16 protein-coding genes are annotated in these 19312 nt (G+C 65.5%); 7 read left to right on the top strand and 9 right to left on the bottom strand.

Annotated elements, in window-relative coordinates; translation table 11 throughout:
* On the top strand, nucleotides 1-1569 hold a 1569-nt coding region (glgX, locus tag ACLP4W_RS01860), incomplete at its 5' end, for a glycogen debranching protein GlgX (RefSeq protein ID WP_442383557.1).
* A gap of 325 nt (nucleotides 1570-1894) precedes the next feature.
* On the opposite strand, the gene ACLP4W_RS01855 is transcribed toward glgX, so the two are convergent.
* Nucleotides 1895-2137, bottom strand: coding sequence for a helix-turn-helix domain-containing protein (locus ACLP4W_RS01855; RefSeq protein WP_442383555.1), 243 nt, complete (start codon nucleotides 2135-2137; stop codon nucleotides 1895-1897).
* 471 nt (nucleotides 2138-2608) lie between these two features.
* Here ACLP4W_RS01855 and ACLP4W_RS01850 point away from each other — a divergent pair, with 471 nt between their 5' ends.
* A complete protein-coding gene (locus tag ACLP4W_RS01850; RefSeq protein WP_442383553.1) occupies nucleotides 2609-3289 on the top strand; it encodes a cutinase family protein in 681 nt (226 codons plus the stop codon).
* A 484-nt stretch (nucleotides 3290-3773) separates the two neighbouring features.
* On the opposite strand, the gene ACLP4W_RS01845 is transcribed toward ACLP4W_RS01850, so the two are convergent.
* Complete coding sequence (locus tag ACLP4W_RS01845) at nucleotides 3774-4814, bottom strand: hypothetical protein (RefSeq protein WP_442383551.1); 1041 nt, start codon at nucleotides 4812-4814, stop codon at nucleotides 3774-3776.
* 180 nt (nucleotides 4815-4994) lie between these two features.
* Between ACLP4W_RS01845 and ACLP4W_RS01840 the strand changes: the two genes are divergently transcribed.
* Nucleotides 4995-5639, top strand: a complete 645-nt coding sequence (locus ACLP4W_RS01840) for a response regulator (RefSeq protein ID WP_442383559.1) — start codon at nucleotides 4995-4997, stop codon at nucleotides 5637-5639.
* A 26-nt stretch (nucleotides 5640-5665) separates the two neighbouring features.
* Here ACLP4W_RS01840 and ACLP4W_RS01835 read toward each other — a convergent pair whose 3' ends face one another.
* Nucleotides 5666-6274, bottom strand: a complete 609-nt coding sequence (locus tag ACLP4W_RS01835; RefSeq protein WP_442383550.1) for a sigma-70 family RNA polymerase sigma factor — start codon at nucleotides 6272-6274, stop codon at nucleotides 5666-5668.
* Between the two features lie 273 nt (nucleotides 6275-6547).
* On the opposite strand from ACLP4W_RS01835, the gene ACLP4W_RS01830 reads away from it, so the two are divergent.
* Both ACLP4W_RS01830 and ACLP4W_RS01825 read left to right on the top strand, forming a co-directional pair.
* On the top strand, nucleotides 6548-6928 hold the full coding sequence (locus ACLP4W_RS01830; protein WP_442383548.1) for a response regulator: 381 nt from the start codon (nucleotides 6548-6550) through the stop codon (nucleotides 6926-6928).
* A 272-nt stretch (nucleotides 6929-7200) separates the two neighbouring features.
* Entirely contained in the window at nucleotides 7201-8403 is a 1203-nt protein-coding gene (locus tag ACLP4W_RS01825) for a S1C family serine protease (protein ID WP_442383546.1), read from the top strand.
* 38 nt (nucleotides 8404-8441) lie between these two features.
* Here ACLP4W_RS01825 and ACLP4W_RS01820 read toward each other — a convergent pair whose 3' ends face one another.
* From ACLP4W_RS01820 to ACLP4W_RS01805, 4 genes are all read right to left on the bottom strand, one after another.
* Nucleotides 8442-9863 carry a GAF domain-containing protein gene (locus tag ACLP4W_RS01820; protein ID WP_442383544.1) on the bottom strand — a complete coding sequence of 474 codons (1422 nt, stop codon included), beginning with the start codon at nucleotides 9861-9863 and terminating at the stop codon, nucleotides 8442-8444.
* 331 nt (nucleotides 9864-10194) lie between these two features.
* Nucleotides 10195-15144 carry an AAA family ATPase gene (locus ACLP4W_RS01815; RefSeq protein ID WP_442383542.1) on the bottom strand — a complete coding sequence of 1650 codons (4950 nt, stop codon included), beginning with the start codon at nucleotides 15142-15144 and terminating at the stop codon, nucleotides 10195-10197.
* Between the two features lie 104 nt (nucleotides 15145-15248).
* Nucleotides 15249-15836, bottom strand: a complete 588-nt coding sequence (locus ACLP4W_RS01810) for a carboxymuconolactone decarboxylase family protein (RefSeq protein ID WP_442383540.1) — start codon at nucleotides 15834-15836, stop codon at nucleotides 15249-15251.
* 186 nt (nucleotides 15837-16022) lie between these two features.
* A complete protein-coding gene (locus tag ACLP4W_RS01805; protein WP_442383538.1) occupies nucleotides 16023-16220 on the bottom strand; it encodes a hypothetical protein in 198 nt (65 codons plus the stop codon).
* A 256-nt stretch (nucleotides 16221-16476) separates the two neighbouring features.
* Here ACLP4W_RS01805 and ACLP4W_RS01800 point away from each other — a divergent pair, with 256 nt between their 5' ends.
* A complete protein-coding gene (locus ACLP4W_RS01800) occupies nucleotides 16477-16776 on the top strand; it encodes a PE family protein (RefSeq protein WP_442383536.1) in 300 nt (99 codons plus the stop codon).
* Nucleotides 16777-16792: 16 nt separating this feature from the next.
* Entirely contained in the window at nucleotides 16793-17929 is a 1137-nt protein-coding gene (locus ACLP4W_RS01795; RefSeq protein ID WP_442383534.1) for a PPE family protein, read from the top strand.
* Here ACLP4W_RS01795 and ACLP4W_RS01790 read toward each other — a convergent pair.
* Both ACLP4W_RS01790 and ACLP4W_RS01785 read right to left on the bottom strand, forming a co-directional pair.
* On the bottom strand, nucleotides 17895-18338 hold the full coding sequence (locus tag ACLP4W_RS01790; protein ID WP_442383532.1) for an AtuA-related protein: 444 nt from the start codon (nucleotides 18336-18338) through the stop codon (nucleotides 17895-17897). The two genes, ACLP4W_RS01795 and ACLP4W_RS01790, sit on opposite strands and share 35 nt — an antisense overlap.
* Before the next feature lie 70 nt (nucleotides 18339-18408).
* The gene (locus tag ACLP4W_RS01785; protein WP_442383530.1) at nucleotides 18409-18888 is read right to left on the bottom strand and encodes an acyclic terpene utilization AtuA family protein; all 480 of its coding nucleotides are present in this window, start codon (nucleotides 18886-18888) and stop codon (nucleotides 18409-18411) included.
* Between the last annotated feature and the right edge of the window lie 424 nt (nucleotides 18889-19312).

Genomic DNA, 19312 nt, shown 5'->3' with positions numbered 1-19312 from the left:
CTGCGCGGCACCTACGCCGGTCTGGCGCACGACGCGTCGCTTGAGCACCTGATCCGTCTCGGTGTCACCGCGGTGGAGCTGCTGCCGGTCCACCACTACGTGCCCGAGGAATTCCTGGTGGCGCGCGGTCTGACGAACTACTGGGGGTACAACACGATCGGCTTCTTCGCCCCGCACGCCGGCTACTCCGCGGCAGTGCGCGCCGGCCAGCCCGGCGGCCAGGTCGAGGAATTCCGCGCGATGGTCGACGCCCTGCATGCGGCGGGGTTGGAGGTTGTGCTCGACGTGGTGTTCAACCACACCGCCGAAGGCGGACCCGGAGGTCCCACAATGTGCTACCGCGGCTTGGACAACGCCGGGTACTACCGCCTCGACCCCAACGACCCAGGCTGCTACATCGACACCACCGGGTGCGGTAATTCGGTGAACACCGGAAACCCGGTGGCACTGCGGATGATCATGGATTCGCTGCGCTATTGGTTCGGCGCGATGGGCGTCGACGGCTTCCGTTTCGACTTGGCACCGACCCTGGGCCGGCAGGAGGGTGGCTTTGACCCGTTCTCGGCCTTTTTTGATTTGGTGGCCCAAGATCCGCTCATCTCGCAGGCGAAGCTGATCGCCGAGCCGTGGGATGTCGGCCGAATGGACAGCTATGACGTCGGCCGTTTCCCGCCGCTGTGGAGCGAGTGGAACGGGCGCTTCCGCGACACCACCCGTGACTGGTGGCGCAGCCGGGACGGGATGCTGGGCGACTTCGCGTCGCGGCTGTGTGGTTCGTCCGACATCTATGGCGGGCGCGGCGAGGGACGCCGCCCAAGCGCATCGGTCAACTTCGTCACTGTGCATGACGGCTTCACCTTGGCCGATTTGGTGTCCTACAACGGCAAGCACAACGAGGCCAACGGCGAGGGTAACCGCGACGGCACCGACGACAACCGCTCCTGGAATTGCGGGATCGAGGGTCCGACAACGGATCCGGACGTGCGCGCGTTGCGGGCGCGACAGCAGCGGGCCTTTCTGGCGACCCTGTTGCTGTCGGCCGGTGTGCCGATGTTGCTGGGCGGCGACGAGGCCGGCCGCACCCAGCGGGGCAACAACAACGCGTACTGCCAGGACAACGACGTCACCTGGTTCGACTGGTCGACGATGGACCGCGACTTGCTGCGGTTCACAATGGATCTCATCAAGTTGAGGCGCCGTCATCCGGTGTTCCGACGGCGGCGCTTCCTCACCGGCCCCGCCGCGGCGGACCTGCGGTGGTTCACCGTGTCGGGGACGGAAATGACCGATCAGAATTGGGCCGATCCCCTGGCGCGGAGCGTCGCCCTTTGGATAGACGGCTCAACGGACCCCGACGTCGACGCCGCCGGCACACCACTGCTCGATGACGACTTCCTGTTCTTCGTCAACGCCTGGTGGGAAGCTCTGACCTTCACCGTGCCCGCCGATGCCTCCGCGCGCTGTTGGGACATCGTCTGCGACACGTTCGACACCGCACGAACCGGCACTGCCGGCGCGCAACTCGACGTCGGACCGCGCTCAATTGTCGCCCTGCGGTGCTGCGGGTGACAAAGCCCGGGGATAGCAGGACGGTCACACTAGGCGCCGTCCGCGGAAAGGACGGCGTTGCCATACCACTCGCAGACGAGCAGCGCCAGTTCCACGTCTAACCGGTCGTCGGCTATCGGGCGGCCGCCGCTAGGTCTCCGAGCACCTCGACCACCCACATCCGGGCCGTGTCGACACCGCTGGTCAGCGGCGTGCGACGCACTATTCGACAAGGCGTGATGAATCCGCGCCGGGACAGGATCCGCCAAATCGTCGCTACCGCAGGCACTCCGGTAACGCCGGTGTCGCGGTCCAGGTGCTCGGCGATCGTTTGTGCGCCGGCATCCTAACCTTGTTTGGGCAGTGTCATGCGCAGCTCGATGATGCGTTCGTCGAGCTCGGCGCCCACCGCGCGGCGGTTGGTGTGCGGCCGGCGCGAGCGCGCTACATAGGCCGCCGCGCCTTCGGTCGTGTACCGGCGCATCAGGTCGTGCACCCATTGGCGGGACACCTCGTAGTCGCGGGCGACGTCGCTTTTGCTGCGGCCTTCCAGCACCACGGCGGTGATGACGAGCTGCGCCTTAGACATGGCCGACCTCCCACGCTGATGAGGTGTCAACTATGTCGCCTTGCTCATCATCTAACGGTCGGGTTCTGTGGCCAGTTAGCCCGTCGACCGGTATGTTGCTTCGTCGTCGGGCGCCCAATTCTTGGCACGGGGTTGTCGTCTGGCGACAAGGCCGCAATCCGTTAGGGCCGAGCCACAACCATTACTGCGTTTTCGAGTTGCGGGGGTCTGATCACCGCACAACGACTCTCCGGTCTCGCCAGCCGCGATGCCGCAACCGCCGCGAAGAACCCGGGGAGCGCGGCCCAGCTGCGGGTCAAGTGACCTTGTGATGAGTGGAACCACAGAAAAGCCCTCCGATTACCGCTGGCGCCAAACGCCTTTGGACGCTAGCGCTGACGACATTTGCGTTCGGGCAGCCGATGCTTTGACGGTGGGAACCGTCAGACCGCGGCGCTGCGCAAGCGCTGCTGACCGCAGGAAGGCGTGATTATGAGGAAGAGCTTAGCTGAGCTTTCTGTTGGCATTGGCGCGGCGCTGATGTCCGCGATGCTGAGCGCGCCGGCGGTATCTTTCGCCGACTCAGGCAGTGTCCACCTCGCGCGGGAGGGATCATGCGCTGACATCCAGGTTGTGTTTGCGCGCGGCACCGGCGAGCCACCGGGTCCTGGACGTGTCGGGCAGGCATTTGTCGACTCGTTGCGCTCCCTTGTCAACGGCAAGTCCGTGGCCGTCTACGCTGTCGACTACCCAGCGTCCTATGACTTTCTCCGCGCTGTCGATGGCGCAAATGACGCCAGGCAATTCGTTGAAAGCACGGCAACATCATGCCCACAGACCAAAGTGGTGCTCGGCGGGTATTCGCAGGGCGCAGCCGTCGTCGACCTCATCACCGTACCCGGGCAAGCGACGTTCGGATTCGGAGATCCGCTACCAGACAACGTTGCCGATCATGTCGCTGCGGTGGCCGTCTTCGGTAACCCCTCCAACCGCATCGGGGGCCCACTGACCGCGCTCAGCCCGCTGTTCGGCTTTAAGGCGATCGACCTGTGCAACGGTTCGGATCCGGTATGCTCCCATGGCAACGACGTAGCGGCACACCGCGTCTACGTTGAGTCTGGAATGGCAACGGAGGCAGCCCAATTCGTCGCGCACCGGCTAGCGGCTGAATAACCCGCCAATTGGCAAGTGTGGAGTGATACGCGCGGTTCAGTGCGAAGCCGACGTTTCCACCTGCCTCGTTTACGGCCCCCAACTTAAGACCGCCAGTTCGAACGTAAGCCTGTCAAGCGTCCGAGCCGACCTCGTCGCTGGCGTGTGAAGAGAACAATACGCTCAAGGCCGGTTGAGCAGGAGGTCGATGACTTCGTAGCCCTGAGCTGACATCGCGTTCATGGTGTGCCGGAGATGTCGTTGTGCTGGGGTCAATTCGCGACGCATGCACCGCGCGGGTGTCGCAGGCGCTGAAAGCAACCCACCCTGTGAGTTCGGCAAGCTATCGCGCGCCCGCCGGATTCACCGGCGCTGGCGCAGTTACCGTAAGACCGCAGCCCAGCGGGGCCGCGAGCGGCAAGGCCAGAACCAAAACCCCGCAAGGAGACGCGACATGAGCGCGTCACTCAAACACACGCAACGGCAACGGTGAACCGGGCCGGATTCACGCCGCTTCCGCGTCGCGCACGACCGACGCGATCGAAATGGCGGTGAGGGTGCCGCCCCAGTAGTCGGCGACGTACAGCAGCTCACCGTCACCGCTGAGCGCCACCGCTTCTGGATGGCCATCCAGTTGGACTGCGGTGATCACCGAGTTGGTGATGGTGTCGAGCACCACGACGACGGAAGACGCGAGATCGGTGACGCATGCTAGCTTGCCGTCGCCACTGAACTTCATCCGGCGCGGCATCTCCCCGGCGGGGATGATCTCCGCGATTTTGGTCAGGAAGTCGACGGCGATAAGTGACTGCATGCCGATGACGTAGATCCCGGTGCCGTCGGGCGTGACCGCCGCAGACAGCGGCGTGTCTGGGAGGCGCATGGAGGTGACTTCGCGCCTTTCCACATCGATGGCCGAGATCGAGTTGGTGTCGTAGTGGGTCACCAAGACACGCGAACCGTCCGGGCTCACAGTTACGGTGTCCGGCGATAGCGGGACCGCGATGCTGTCGACAACGTCGTGTTGCGCCGTGTCGATCACCGTCACCGACCCGGGAAAGTACTGCCTGTAAGAAGTGATCTGGGAAGTAGCGACGTAGAGGTGACCGCCGTCGGGAGTCAGATCCATCCCGGTGGCGTAGTTCTTGATCACCACGCTGGTCATAGACGTACTGTCGGCAGCGGTTGCAGAAATCGAACTGTCGACGCTTTCGCGACTGGTCGCGATGTGGGCGGTGTAGAGGCTCCTCCCAGAGGGACTGACGACTTCAGCGGTGCTCGGGCTGCCGTAGATTGTTGTGACCGTGTGATCGGCGGTGCTGATGATCCGTACCGAACCGTCGTAGCCGGGAACGTAAAGAAAAGCCTCGTCGGCGCCGAGAATCAGGCGCTTGGTATCGGGGCCGACGGGTATGCGCGCCGCGATGTCGCTGCCGGCGATCACGGTCACACAGTCGTCTGCGGCGACATAGACCTGATCGGTGTCCCTGCACGCGACGACGTCGCACACACGAGCGCCGATCGGGATCTTCCACTGCATGACCATGCACTCACCATGCCGTTTCTGATGCCGTTAGTCGTCGCTGCTGGCGCCTAACCGGTATGGACGATAGCTGGAAAACGGATACCGTGCGGTGCAAGATGGTTCCTCAAGCAGGCAATCCGGGAGGACGAGGCGTTGACGACGGAAACAAGCACCGCCGGGGCGGGCACCGCGCCCGCCCCGCTGCGCGCAGTGATCGCTGACGACGAAACCCTGCTCCGCGAGGGGTTGGCCAGCCTGCTGGATCGATCCGGGTTCACCGTCGTCGGCCAGGTCGGCAACGCCGTCGAGCTGCTGGCGCTGGTGCGCGATACCAAACCCGACGTGGTGGTGGTGGATATCCGGATGCCGCCCACCCATACCACAGAGGGCCTGGAGGCCGCCCGGGTGATCCGCCAGGAACTGCCCGACACCGGGATTCTGGTGTTGTCTGCGTACGTCGACGTCGAGGATGCGATGGAGCTGTTGGCCGGCGGTCGCGGTATCGGATATCTGCTCAAAAGCCGGGTCACCGATGTCGCCGATTTTGTTGACACCCTGCAGCGGATCGCAAAGGGCGCGTCGGTGGTTGACCCGGCGGTGGTACAAGAGCTGGTGTCCGGACGGCGCCGTGACGATCCCCTGGCAGTACTGTCCCCGCGGGAACTCGAGGTGCTGGAGTTGATGGCCGAGGGCCGGTCGAATGGCGGCATCGCGCGGCGGCTGTGGGTAACCGAGGGCACCGTCGAAAAGCACGTCCGCAGCATCCTCACCAAACTCGGCTTACCCGAGACCGATGACGACCATCGCCGCGTCCGCGCGGTCATCACGTTTCTCGACTCGCGGTGACTCGCAGGAGTGCTGAGCGCAAGGCCTCACGCCGTCCGCGCAAGGTCGTCTGAGTCGTCATAGCCCGCGCAGGGGCCAGCCTCGGCGAGTAGCAAGCGTAGTCGGCGCCGCCCGCGATGTAGGCGCGATACCACGGTTCCAATCGGCGTGTTCATCACTGCGGCGATTTCCTTGCACCGGAGCCCCTCGATATCCGCGTAGTACACCGTGGTGCGGAACTGCTCGGGCAAGGCGCGCATCGCGGCCCTGACGCCTTGGTCGCCGAAGCATTTCAGCGCCTGATCCTCCGCCGAGGGCAGACCCATGGCCGAATGTGCAGCGCTCACCGCCAGTTGCAGATCCGTGATGGTCTGCGCCAAATCGTGCGCTGGGCGCCGCTTGGTTTTACGGCAATTGCTGATGTGGGTGTTGAGCAGGATCCGGTAGAGCCACGCGTGGATGTTGCTGTCGGGTCGGAAGGAGTCGAAGCCGGCGAAGGCGTTCGCCAGCGTGTCCTGGACGAGATCTTCCGCATCTGCGTGCTGATCAGTCAGCCGCCGCGCCTGTCGGTATAAGTCGCTTATCACGGGAGCGACTCGGCGTTCAAACCCGGCCGTGGTGTCCGGGTCGGTAGTCGATTCCACTGGCAGAGTCATGATGCACCTCTCGACTTTCGCGCTGACGGCGCCTTCGGCTCCATGCCTTTACCGTTGCGTGCCGGGCTGGCCCACGTCTGCACCGCTGGCAACCGTCTAGGGTTCCCGTCAGCCGCAGTGCGCGCCCCCCGGGTAGCGGGTACCGGCAGCCCGACCCGGCCAGCCCCGCGCCGCAACCCGCTTCAACCGCGGTGGCGCCAATCCTTCCCCAAGTCGCCGCAAATTCCTGCTAGCTTCCATGCGATCGGTCCACTCCTACTCCACACTGATCTAGTGAGACCTGCTAAGCGCACGCGTTGCGTGATTCTCGACGACAACCGCGACTTCCTGGATGCCGCGGCACGGTTGCTGGAGCACCAGGGAATCAGCGTCGTGGCGGTGGCAACCTCGTCTGCAGAGGGGCTGCAATGTGTCAACGACCTGCGGCCCGACGTAACGCTCGTCGATATCGATCTCGGAGAGGAGAGCGGTTTCGACGTGGTTGAGCAGCTTCACCGGAACGGATCGGGCGCCGCGGTGCCGACCATCTTGATCTCCACGCACGCCGAGGAGGACTTCGCCGAATTGGTCGCCGCCAGCCCCGCTCTGGCTTTCATCCCCAAGGCTGCCCTATCCGGCAGCGCGATCCGCGACGTCCTTGGTCTAGCCGGATAGCGGCACCCATCGAAGCCAATCACGTTGCTGGGCAAGAACTAGCCTTCCAGCGCTGAAAGGCGCCCGCGGCACTGTATCCCATCTCGATCCGGCTGCTGCGGCCGTGCGCCAGCTCATTTCTGACACTTCCTCATAAGGGCTGAGCGCGATACCCGCTAGCCCGATATATAAATTCGCGTTGCCGCCAATGACGGACGTGTGCGAACGCGCGATGCTGAACGTGAGCCGATTTCACAGCGCGTAACGCCAAAGCGGCATCGTTACAAAAGCCAATGAAGAAGTGGGTAAAGGACATGTCAGATGGCCACAGCTGCTGCGGCGTAAAGGCGATATCCGAAGCTCGACAAGATGGTCGGCATACCACGGGTGCGCACAAGCTAACGCCGGCTCGCGCCGCATCGTTCATGTTGTGCAACCTGGGTGCGGCGGCGATCGCAGTAGTCATCGGTGTTGCCGTCGTTCTGGTTTTTCGCTACGGCGCCGACCGCTCACTATTTATGTCTGATTCCGCCCGCACGCTTCCCCCGGCCTACCGCGCCACCTCATGGGTTGAGCAAGCGGCAGCGAAAGTGTTGCCCAGCGTCGTGACGCTGGAAATCAGCGACGGCAACCGCTCACTCTCCGGTTCGGGCGTCATCCTCACGCCCGACGGGGTGATCATGACCAACAACCACGTCGTCGCGGGGATCGGTGCCGGGCCGCAGGCGCCGGCACGGGCACTGGTGACCTTCAACGACGGCCGCACTGCCGCAGCGGATCTGATCGCCGCCGACCCGCGCAGCGATGTCGCGATTGTTCGGGCCCGAAACGTCTCCGGCCTCACGCCTGTGTCCATCGGCTCCTCGGCCAACCTACGCGTCGGTCAGCCGGTGGCGGCGGTGGGTTCTCCGCTTGGTTTGCGGGCCACGGTCACCGCCGGAATCGTCAGCGCGCTGAATCGCCTGGTATGTCCCGCTACCGGCCGCGACGACCCGTCCACGTTCTACGCCATCCAGACCGACGCTGCGATCAATCCCGGTAATTCGGGCGGCGCACTCGTTGACACCGACGGCGAGCTCGTCGGCGTGAACGCGGCGGAATCGGTGGTGGTCAGTGCGGACGACTCCGATAGCACCGAACACGGATCGATCGGCCTGGGCTTCGCCATCCCCGTCGATCACGCCGCACGCATCGCCGCTGAACTACTCGCCACCGGCCGGGCATCGCACGCCTGGCTTGGAGCAACGCTGAGCAGCGACATGGACCCCTACGGCGCCAAGATCATCGGGGTGGACAGCGGAAGCCCGGCCGAGGCCGCCGGGCTGACCGCCGGCGCGCAAGTCACCAAGATCGACGACCAACGGATCGGAAGCGGCGAAACCCTGCTCGCCGCGGTGCAGTCCATGGAGCCCGGCGCGCGGGTGACCCTGGTATTCACCGACAGTTCCGGTAAACCCAGGACCGTGCAAGTCAACCTCGGCAGCGACCGGGGTTGACAGTAGCCTCAGCCGGGGCCAAATGGCGGAATGGCCAGTCACACTGCTATGCGGGGAATTTCTGCCGTAAGCGTGGTGCCTTCGCCGTCTCGGCTGGCGATATCCATCCGGCCGCCAAGCGCCTCCACGCGGTCCTTCAGGCCGAGAAGCCCGGATCCGCGGGGATTGGCACCGCCGACCCCATCGTCTGCCACCGAGAGGCGCAGACGCACATCATCAGCATCCACGCTGACGGTGACCAGCGATGCACGCGCATGCTTGGCGGCATTGGTCAGCGCTTCCGCCACAACGTAATACGCGGCCACCTCGACCGACTCGGGCAATCGTCGCTCGACGTTGACGCTCAACTCGACGGGTATGACAGCGCGGCGGCACAGGCCCCGCACGGCGGGGCGTAGGCCCGCATTGGACAGGACGGCCGGATGGACGCCGTGCGAGAACTGCCGCAGTTCCTCACTTGCCGCAGCGAGTTCCTCAGCCAGCTGCGCGATTTCGTACCTCAGGTCGCTATCAGCCGGCAGGTCGGCATCGAGGGACCGAACCTGCATGGTCAGCGTGACTAGGCGTTGCTGTGCGCCGTCGTGCAGATCACGTTCGATGCGGCGCCTGGCCTCATCGCCCGCAGCCACGATGCGCGCTCGTGAGGCCATAAGCTCGTCGCGCGCTTGGGCATTGGCGATCGCGGTTTCGACCAGCTCGGCGAAATCCGCCAGCCGTGCTTCGGTGTGGGGGTCGTGTGGTTCGGATCCGGAGGAGGCGATGACCGCCGCTCCCCACAGTCGACCGTCGACGTCAATGGGCGCGCCCACTGCCGAGCGGATGCCGACATCACGGACCGCTGCGGCAATCGGGCCGGCGGCATGCTCGTGGCTGTCCATCCTTGCCGTCGTGCCCCTGCGTAACACCATCGCCGCGACGTTGTCGCCATACAGGGGGAACCGCGCGCCGACCGGGATTTTGTCCAAGCTGGCCTTGTCGTGTGCCGCGACCAGTTCGCACGACTCATCCCCCAAGTAGCGCACCAGCACGCAGTTTTCGACTCGCAGCGCGTTGGCCACCTCGTCGGCAACCGCGGTGAAGACGGCAGACGGCGAAACACCGCGGGCGACCAGCGTCGCCACCCGCCGCAGGGCGGCCTGCCGCTGTGCCAACTCGCTGACCTGATCTGCCGCGCGTCGGGCTTCCGCCGCGTGCAGGACGAGGTCAACCGGGTTCGCCGGCAGCCACCCGCTGTACACGTTGAGGTACGCTCTCGACTGCACCGCGTCGTTGACCAGTCTGCTCATTATCGCCAGACCGATAGCCCAGCTGGCTGAGATAGCGACGGCGCCAAGCACATACACCGTTCCGGAGGCGGTGTGGGGTGCGACCGACGCGAGCAGCCGCACTAGTACGGTATCGACGAAGATCAACACCGCGGCGACCGTGAGTCCAAGCCAAAGCGGCCGGCTGGCGGACATCGGCAGCAGCGCGAGGCGTCGACGCGACGGGTCAGACCAGGTCTGGCTTCGACTGATCGGCCATTCACATGGTGCTGTCGCATGGCGACCTGGATCCGTAGCAATTCCATGGGCTTGCGGGAGCTGAAGGTCTGTCACTGCGGCTTGGTGATTGTTTGGAAGATGTCGTTGTGGAACCGCTGTATGCTTCGGCGTTGGCGGTGCCGGCGCTCGTGTGCGGTGCATCGGACAGTCGCGCGCATCATTCCAGTCTCAGCGTGCATGCACCGGACTACATCGCAGCTGGCTTCAACACTGAATACCGGTTAGCAGGTAGTGCCCCGGAAGCTGGCTAGCCGCCGGCCCCGGTGAGCGGAAGCTCCACACGCAGGGCGGTCCCGGCCCCGTGGGCGCTCCGCAAATCGATGTGGCCGCCGAGCGCTTCTACTCGGTCCTTGAGGCCGAGCAGGCCGGTGCCGCCGGTGAACTCGGCACCTCCAACGCCATTGTCATGGACCTCGATACGCAGGATGCCGTCGGCGGGGTTCGCTTCGACGGTCACCGCAACGGTGGAGGCACGCGAGTGCTTGGCCGCGTTGGTCAATGCCTCCGCGACGATGTAGTACGCACTGACCTCGACCTGATCGGGCAGTCGCTCTTTGATGTCCAGCTCGAGCTGAACGGGGATATGCGAGCGCCGGATCAGCGCGTGCAAAGCTGGGCTGAGGCCACCCTTCGTCAGGATCGCCGGATGAATGCCGCGCGAAAGGTCGCGCAGCACATCGAGTGCGCCGGTTGCTTGAGTTACGGCGCGGTCGAGCTGCATCCGCAGCTCACCGGCCTCAGGCGCCACCTCTTCATGCATCATGCGAAGCTGCATCGTCAGCGAGACGAGCTGCTGTTGGGCGCCGTCGTGCAGGTCGCGTTCGATGCGGCGACGGGCCTGGTCGGCGGCGGCGACGATCCGCGCGCGTGACGCGGCGAGCTCGGCATACAGCTGGGCGTTGTCGAGCGAGACGGCGAGCTGGCCGACTATGAGCTTGACCGCGTCGAGGCGATCGGCGGTGAACGCCCCGCGGATCAAGCGATTTTCCAGTAGCAACACCGCCCGCAGCCGGCCGCGGCTGAGGATCGGTAACACCAGCAGCGAGCAGCGATCGACGTCGGCGAAGTAGGGGTCGCGGGCGAAGCGGTCATCGCTGGTGGCGTCGGCGACAACCAGCGGTTCGTGCATCCGCTGGGCATAGCGCAGTACAGACATCGGCACGGTGTGCTGGTTGCGGGCGCCACCGAGGGGGGTCGCGCCGCCCGCTGGTTTGGGTAGCAGCCAGTCTTGGCGGTCGTCGCTCCACAGCAGCAGCTGGACTGCGGTGGCGCCGGTCATGGCGGCGAGCACCCCGGCGACCCGGGCGTGCAGCCCCTCGATGGTCGTTTCGGAGCTCAGCGCCTGCGACGCGGACAAGGTCCCAAGCAGGTCGATGGTTCCGGTGGTGAGTATCGAAGCCTGCCGGCGCAGACCCGCGGCTCGGTCGCCGGATTCGCCGGGCGCGTCGGCGGGCGGCCGCAGTACCGGATACGCCGAGTCCAGCTGGGCGACTTTCGCCGTTGCTCCCCAGGCCAGATATTCCTGGCGGGCCTGGGCGAGAAGGTCAAAGCCGGCGTGTTGCAAGCCACGTGCCAGGGTGAAGCGCGCCGCGCGCTCGGTGATCAGCGCCCGATGCCACAGGCGCTGCCGGCCGGCCACCTCATCGCGGGCCGCGTCGAAGGCCAGCGCAGCCGCGCCGAAGTCGCCGGCGGCCCAGGCCCGCTCGGCCTCCAGCAGGCGTAGCAGGTGCAGGAAATTCATGGGCGCGTCTTCGGCGCGAGCGCCCAGCCACCCAAGCAGATCCTCCACCCCGGACAGCAGCCCGGAACGTTCGTGAGCCGGAGCGGTTCGGGCGTCCGCGGCCAGGGCCAGCCCCCGCAGCAGACGGGCCACCGCGGTCACGTAGTTGCCGAGGGCAAAAGGCAGCGACTGCATCGCCGCGGCGGTGTGTCGTCTCAGGGTCGCCGGATCGTCGAAGATGGCGGCGGCGATCGCGCGGCTGAGATGTCCATAGAAGGGCAGTACTGAGTCGTCGGCGTACCGGTCGATCGGCACCGCCTCACCCGATGCGACGGAGGTTTCGCCGCGCAACACACCTGCCAACCCCCGGTAGGCCTCCACCCACTGCCCCATCGGTTCGATGCCGACCCGCCGCACGAAGGCCAATGCCTTCTCCGCCTCGGCGGCGTAGACATCGAGCGTGGGAACGAAATCCAGCCGCCCCCCGTAGGTGTGGGCCACCGTATAGCCGGCGGTGGCCAGGTCGCCACCTTTGATCAGCCCGTCGCATGCCCGCCTCGCTTGTTCGACACTGCTTTCCAGCGGCTCGAACCAGCAATTGAAGTAAGACGACACGAACCGCGCCAGTGACGTCTCGGGCTCATAGCCGCGGGCTTCGCCCACGGCCACGATCCGGCGCGACGCCCGGTATGCGGCCGCATAGTCGTCGCGCAGCGCGATGGCGGTGGCTGCCGAATAGCTTGCTGGCCCGACGATGCCACGGGCGGTGCCGTGGTCGAGCCAAATCTGCAGCGCCTCCAGGCTCAGCCACGCCTGTAGGAAGGTGTCGCCGGCGAAGGTCGCGGTCGGAAAGACCGCGTTGAACAAACACGTCACGGCGAGCAGCGTCGGATCGGTGATTTCGGGCCGGGCCAGATCATCGGTGTCGTCGGAGTGCTCCAGCCACCGGTGCAGATACTCGAAGTAGCGCTCGAGCATCTCCGGGAGCTGGTCAGGGGCCGGGACGGTCCAGCCCAGCCCGCGCAGCGCGTCCACGGCGAGCTCGATCGCCTCGGTGTACAGCTTTCGATTGGTCAGGCTGCGCACCTGCACGCAGGTCGCGTCGGCCCGCTGCAGCACAGTGGTGCTCAGCCGTTCGATGATGAGGTAGTCCTCGTCGGCCTCCTCCAGCCGACCCAGACAGAACATGGCGGTGAGGCGCCCGGTGTGCAGCTCGATCAGCGTGGCCGTGTCGGCCGCGTCGGCAACCCGCAGTGCACCGGACAGGAGCGTTTGGACCTGGCTGTATTCGCCGATCAGCGTGGCCTGCTCGGCGGCGCGCCGCAGCAGCGCCACCACCTGAGACCGCTCACCGGCGTCGGTGACCGCCTCAACCACCGGCAGGTACTGCTCGGCGGCCACGGCGAACAACTCCGGTTTGGTTGCCAGCCGCCGCGCCAGCGCCAGTTGCAGGCCGCGCCGCCGCGTGTCGTCAAGCTCGGCCAGGATGGCTTCGCGGATGCGGTCGTGGCGGAACCGCACCGCGTCATGGGCCCCGGTCTCGGCCACCAAAACGCCCTGTTCGAGGGCGGGTGCGAGGCCCTGTTCCACCACGTCGGGCGACTCAGCGGTCGCGGCCGCCAGCACGCTCAGCTCGGCTCGCCCGCCCAGACACGCCATCACCTCCAGCATTTCCCGGGAGGCCGCCGGCAGGGCCGCCAACCGTGCCATAGGAAGTTCGGCCCCCTCGGAGCGACCCAAAAGAGAGCGCACGGCCGGCTCGTCCCAGCGCCACCCGGTCGTGGTCGGGGCCAGGATGCCCTCCTGACGCAGCGTGTTGAGCAACTCCACCGTCTCATAAGGATTGCCGCGCGTATGCGGCTCGATGAGCTTGGCCAACGCGCCGGCGGCAGCCCGGTCGACACGCAGGATGTCGCCGACCAAGGCGGCCAGGCTCGGCCCGGCCAAGTTCACCAGGTGCAGGTGGGTCACGCCGGGCTGTTGCCGCCACCGCGACAGCGACGCCGCCAGCGGATGCGTCGGGTCCACCCCGTCGCGGTAGGCACCCACCAGCAACAGGCCCTCGACTTGTTCGCTGAAAGCTAGGTCGATGACGCCGACGGAGGCGGGTCCCGCCCACTGCAGGTCGTCGACAAACACCACCACCGGCCGTTTCCGCGAGGCCACCGCCCGCAGCGTTGCCACAGCGCTGTGCTGCATCCGCACCTGGGCGGTCAGCGGATCGCCTGCCTCCGGCGCCACGCCCAGCAGCGCCGCGAACTCCGGCACCGCCGCGGCGGCCATACCCGCGTTCGCCCCCAGTGCCGCCTCGATGCGTTCCCGCAGCTCGACCAGCTCATCGTCGGGCTCGGCCAGCAACAGCCGACCCAAGGCGCGAAGCGCTTGAAAAATGCCGTCGAACTCCAGGTCCCGCCGATACTGGTCGAACTTGCCGGCCACAAACCAGCCATCGTTACCGGTCACCACCGCACGCAACTGATCCACTAACGCCGTTTTCCCCACCCCAGCTACCCCACCGACCAGCACACCGCGGCATCCACCCGTCAGCGCATCATCAAACGCCGCGCTCAGCGCCACCACCTCGTCATCGCGCCCGATCAGCCGCGAGGGTGGCAGCAGCCGCGGCGGAAAATCCCGCTCGCCGACCCGCGGCGCAGCCGCCGTCGAGACACCGTGTGCGCGCAACTGCTGCAGGTCATAGACCACGCCGTCGGCCGACTGGTAGCGGTCGTCGGGTTCCTTTTCCAACAAATGCATGATGATCGCCGACAGCATCTCCGGTACCGCCGCATTGATCTCGCCCGGCGGCGCGGGCACACGCGCCAAATGATCATGCGTAAGCCGCAATGGGTCCTGCGAGCCGAACGGCGGCTCACCGGTGGCCAACTCGTAAAGTGTTGCGCCCAACGCGTACAAGTCGGCGCGCTGATCGACCGGCCGCCCGGTGCGCCCGGTCTGCTCGGGCGCCAAATACGCAAGGGTGCCGACAATTTGACTGTGATGGCTGAAGTCCGGACGGATCTCGGCCAGCGACCTCGCCAACCCGAAACTCACCAGCCAAGGCGCGCCGTCAGGCGCCAGCACAATGTTTGCCGGGCAGATGTCACGATGCAGCACACCACGGTCGTGCATGGCCGCCACCGCTTTGGCTAACGCCGCGGCAAGGCCGATCAGGTCGTCGATCGCGAGCGGCTTCACCGCCTGCGCCAGGCTCGTGTGGCCGGCGTCGGTTAGCGTGATCGACCCGGGGTCGCGCGGCTCATCGAGCACCTGCACCACACCGGTCACCCCACGCAGCCGCTCCAGCACAGCGACCTCATGGTGAACGCGGCGCTGCGCCTCTGCCCCCAGCTTTTCTTTGCGGATGACCGTGCCCGCGGATTCGAAAATCCGCGTCACCCGTGCGCGTGGGCTCTCGCACACTGTCTCCGCCCGAACCGGCACACCGCGATCGGGCAGCACCGCGCCGTCACCCATCGACCACCTCACACAGGCCGAACCCGCTTCTTACCTAACACCCATCCACGCGGAATTGCGATAATCCCCTCCGGACCATTGCTCTGAAAGAAGGCGTCGAGCAGTTAGGACGGCGCCGGTATCTCGAACGCGTTGAGGATCGCGCACACCGTGTGATAGATGCCCGTGAGTGTGGCGGTTTCCATGATCCCCTCGGCCCCGAGTAGTGTTTCTGCCTCTCGATAGAGCGCCTCGTCGAGACGATGCTCGAGCGACAGTGCACAGGCGACACGGTGGACTACCGTCTCCTCGGCCGTGAGATCCTTCGGCAGCCCGCCGTCGGCCAGTGTTCGTACCGCGTCGTCGGAGAGGCCGACATGCCGGGCAACGGCGCAGTGCGCGTAGAGCTCATAGGGGGCGTTCCAGACAGCTCCGACAGTCAGAATGATGACCTCCCGGCTGCGTTTGCTTACCGATGTGTTCTTCTGCTCGGCGACCGCAAGGTCGATGAAGGCCGACGAGATGGCCGGGGTCAGCAGAGCCGCGTTGAACGGTCCAATGAGCCGGCCTGTTTCGGTGCGCGCCTCAAACTTGGCATCCTCGGCCCACGGGACGGCCACATTCATGAGCCAGTCGTAGAGCTGTTTCTGTGCAGGATTCAGCGCTTCGCCATCGTAAAGCGGAAGGCGCCCGCCAAGGTCGTCAACCGACATCAGTTTCCCAGCTTTCTGTATTGTGGGTCTTACCCAGTGCGTTGCCCAACCCGTCGAAGCCATAGGCATGCATGCCATTTCGGCCCCGCCGTCCCGAGCGGGCGTGCATACGAACCCTTTTGGCTTATCGCGCCGGCCGTTATATCGGTGCTCCCCCTAGGATGCCGCGTCCACACAAGTGTGTCGTTACAGCCAACCCGAATCGGTATACCCGGCCAGCCGGTAGTGCGGATAGGCGCTATCCCTCCGAATAGCCACGTCGTGAAAGGTATCTGTAACATTATTCGCCCACAGGCGGCCGGTCGAGATACGTTGCGAAACAGCAGCATTGACTGCATCATAAGCGCCGCATCGTTTTCCGCTCTCAGCATTGCTGGTGGTCATGCCGAGCGCTCAATTGGTGAATTCTCCTGAGTGGCAATCGGTTCGCCACCGCAAGCCGCGCCGTCGCGCGTAGCCCAGTGCGGTCGAATGAATTACAGCTAGCAGGGGGCCTAATGGGCGCTAGCCCCGACGACAGCAATGCAGGGCACCGGACATCCTAAGTGTCGAAACTCGGTTGTTGACCAGTTGTTCGCACGCCATGATGCGTCCCTCAACCGAGGAGCTGCACCAATATGTCGTTGGGAGAAGAGAGAAGATGTCCTTCTTGATCACACAGCCGGCAGCGCTGTCAGCGGCGGCCGGCAACTTGGCGGGTATCGGCTCGGCAATGAGCGCGCTGAACGAGGCTGTGGCCGGCCCGACCACCGGGCTTGTGCCCGCGGCCGCCGACGAGGTATCGGCGCTGACCGCGGCGGCGTTTGCCGCCCACGGGGCGCTGTACCAAGAGGTCAGCGCGCAAGCGGCGGCGATTCACCAAATGTTCGTGGCCACCTTGCAAGCCTCCGCCGGTTCCTATGCGGCCACCGAGGCCGCCAACGTGACCGCCACCCGCTGAGAATCGGGAAAGCAAAATGGATTTCGGAGCGCTGCCACCGGAGATCAACAGCGGCCGAATGTACTCTGGTCCCGGCTCGGGACCGATGCTGACCGCCGCGGCGGGCTGGGACAAGCTATCCGGAGAACTGTATTCGGCGGCGGCCGCCTTTTCTTCGGTCGTATCCGGGCTGACCGACGGCAGCTGGCAAGGTCCGGCGTCAGCATCGATGGCGGTCGCGGCCGCAACATATGACGCATGGATGGGCACCGCCGCAACCCAGGCTGAGGAGACGGCCAATCAGGTCAGGGCCGCGGCGGCGGCATACGAGGCAGCGTTCGCAGCCACGGTGCCAGCGCCGGTGATCGCGGCCAACCGCGCGCAGTTGGCGACGCTGGTTGCGACCAACTTCTTGGGCATAAACACCCCGGCGATCATGGCGACCGAGGCTCACTACGCCGAGATGTGGGCACAGGACGCGGCCGCCATGTACGGTTATGCCGGTTCCTCGGCCGCCGCGGCCACCCTGACACCGTTCACCACGCCACAGCAGAACACCAACCCGGGCGGCTTGGCGGCCCAGGGCGCCGCGGTCACCAATTCCAATGGGACGTCAGCCGGGACGTCGATCGAAACGATCATCCAAAAAACCCTCGACAATATAAACAAGGCGCTGGAGCCTGACGTCGTCAACTCGGGGATCAGCGCTTACGCAACGATCCCGTCCATCATCCTGTCGGCACTCTCCAGTCTTTCGAGCGGGACGTCGAATTCCGCCGCGACCGCGGCCGACGCAACGGTGGCGGCATTGACGGACTTGGGCGCTGGGCTGAGTAAGGTGGCGAGCAGCCTCGGATCGGTCACCGCAGCTCAGGCCGGCGGTGCGGTGTCTGCTTCAATCGGTCGGGCGGCCACCGTCGGGGCGCTGTCCGTGCCGTCGACTTGGGGCACGCTGACCTCCGCGACCGGCAGCGCTCCCAAGGCGATCCTGGTCAGCAGTGCGGGTGGCACCGGGGAACTCGCGGGGATGCCGCCCCCCGTCATGGCAAGCGGCCCGCGGAGCATGACCGCTGAGGCGGGCCTCCGCGGTAAGTTTGGCCAGCAGCCGGAAGGGACAACTCTGCGTTCGTTGATGCGGCTCAACATGCTTCCGCGGCAACAGTACATCGGATAGCTTCGACCGTACTGATCTCACCACCCTCGTTGCAGGTAGCGGGTATGCCACTTTGGGGGTTAGCCGTGACGATCTTTCCGCTCTGATGCGGCGAGTATTGAATGACACCAAACCCCGCCCTACTGTTCCTTCCGACCGTTTCGCCAAGTGCCTTGGCTTGCGAGTCCAGCCGCAGTGAAGATGTTGCGCCGGTCCCGAGCAATCCGCGGATCAGGAAGTTGACCGCGACAAGGTTGGGCAATTCGTAACGCTCAATGGCCAATTCGCGCGTATCCGGCAGGCGGCGTCGCAACTCGTCAACGGTGAGCGTCGACTGGAGCGACCCCCACCCTTGCGGGTTACGCCCCCATACAACAAGATTGGCGTCGCCGCCCTTGTCGCCGGAGCGGGCATGCACGATCTCGCCCATGGGAGGACGACGAGTTCGTCACTCCATACGTCCGGCACCGATGGCGCCGGGGACCGCTCGGTCGGCGGCGTTACCTCGTTCGGATTCGGGCGATGCTCTCGGTCGTGCCGTCATGGTGGTGCACCATGTGCTCGAGCAGTCGCTGCTCGAGCAGAGCGGGCCAGTACACACGGAATGCCGACCCTGGCTGTGGAGGACTGAGCGAGTATATCCCGGGGTAGCTGGACAGGGCCAGTTCGACGATCCGCGACGAAAAGGCGCTTCCCGCAGCCTCTTTCGTTCCTTGTACCGCGATCCTCAGCAGCTGCGTTGCTGCGTCCTGGTTGTCCGGATCGCCCTGGGCCTGCCCGATCCGGTCGATCACGACCGCGTCGAGGCCGTCGACTGTATCGATGTAACGGTGCACGGATCGCTCGACGAGAGCGGCCTTGGCGTCAAGGTCGATGCCCGTGAGGGCGAGCAGCACGCTGTTCCCCCAGCCGCCGACCCCAGTGATCGCGACCTTGGTCGTCGCCGGTGGCGCCGAGCCGCGCACACCGCGGATCTGCATGCGATCTTCGCCGAGGTCAGTCAGTGTGGCGCAAAGCAAGCGGCGTCGTGCTGCAGGAGCTGCACCGTGTCGTGAAAGGAGCCTAGGCTCCGGCGCGCTCAGGCTTTGGTCTTCCTGCCGTACTGTCCGGCGTCGCGCCATCCCTCAATGGAAGGTGCGTAATGAAGCCCGCGGATGGTTCGATCTCGCAGTGCCGTAGTTGCGGATAAAGCGCGCCACGAGCGGGCTTGGAATGCTAGTCATTGCAGTGCTTTTGGTACGCGTGCCGCTCGAGTGCGGCCTGACCGTCGTGCACTGCCCAGGCGAAGGCTATCAGCACGAAGAGCCCTAGTAGCGAGGTGAGCATCGCTCTACCTGCCTTTCCTGGTTGTCTCCGCGTATGGGCCGACGACCGCAGCGGTAATGCGTTGCCCAACCGGGGTTC

Origin of the sequence: Mycobacterium sp., assembly GCF_052145595.1 — a bacterium.
Lineage (GTDB): Bacteria > Actinomycetota > Actinomycetes > Mycobacteriales > Mycobacteriaceae > Mycobacterium.
The sequence above is the reverse complement of the archived record's forward strand: the minus strand, read 5'-3'. Positions and strand labels throughout refer to the sequence as shown.

Bases quoted from the DNA above. Each gene is read 5' to 3' on its own strand.
- ACLP4W_RS01855 (WP_442383555.1), bottom strand. From the start codon at position 2,137: ATGTCTAAGGCGCAGCTCGTCATCACCGCCGTGGTGCTGGAAGGCCGC.
- ACLP4W_RS01790 (WP_442383532.1), bottom strand. From the start codon at position 18,338: ATGGGCGAGATCGTGCATGCCCGCTCCGGCGACAAGGGCGGCGACGCC.
- ACLP4W_RS01835 (WP_442383550.1), bottom strand. From the start codon at position 6,274: ATGACTCTGCCAGTGGAATCGACTACCGACCCGGACACCACGGCCGGG.
- ACLP4W_RS01810 (WP_442383540.1), bottom strand. From the start codon at position 15,836: ATGTCGGTTGACGACCTTGGCGGGCGCCTTCCGCTTTACGATGGCGAA.
- ACLP4W_RS01805 (WP_442383538.1), bottom strand. From the start codon at position 16,220: ATGACCACCAGCAATGCTGAGAGCGGAAAACGATGCGGCGCTTATGAT.
- ACLP4W_RS01800 (WP_442383536.1), top strand. From the start codon at position 16,477: ATGTCCTTCTTGATCACACAGCCGGCAGCGCTGTCAGCGGCGGCCGGC.
- ACLP4W_RS01785 (WP_442383530.1), bottom strand. From the start codon at position 18,888: ATGCAGATCCGCGGTGTGCGCGGCTCGGCGCCACCGGCGACGACCAAG.
- ACLP4W_RS01795 (WP_442383534.1), top strand. From the start codon at position 16,793: ATGGATTTCGGAGCGCTGCCACCGGAGATCAACAGCGGCCGAATGTAC.
- ACLP4W_RS01825 (WP_442383546.1), top strand. From the start codon at position 7,201: ATGAAGAAGTGGGTAAAGGACATGTCAGATGGCCACAGCTGCTGCGGC.
- ACLP4W_RS01845 (WP_442383551.1), bottom strand. From the start codon at position 4,814: ATGGTCATGCAGTGGAAGATCCCGATCGGCGCTCGTGTGTGCGACGTC.
- ACLP4W_RS01850 (WP_442383553.1), top strand. From the start codon at position 2,609: ATGAGGAAGAGCTTAGCTGAGCTTTCTGTTGGCATTGGCGCGGCGCTG.
- ACLP4W_RS01820 (WP_442383544.1), bottom strand. From the start codon at position 9,863: ATGTCCGCCAGCCGGCCGCTTTGGCTTGGACTCACGGTCGCCGCGGTG.
- ACLP4W_RS01815 (WP_442383542.1), bottom strand. From the start codon at position 15,144: ATGGGTGACGGCGCGGTGCTGCCCGATCGCGGTGTGCCGGTTCGGGCG.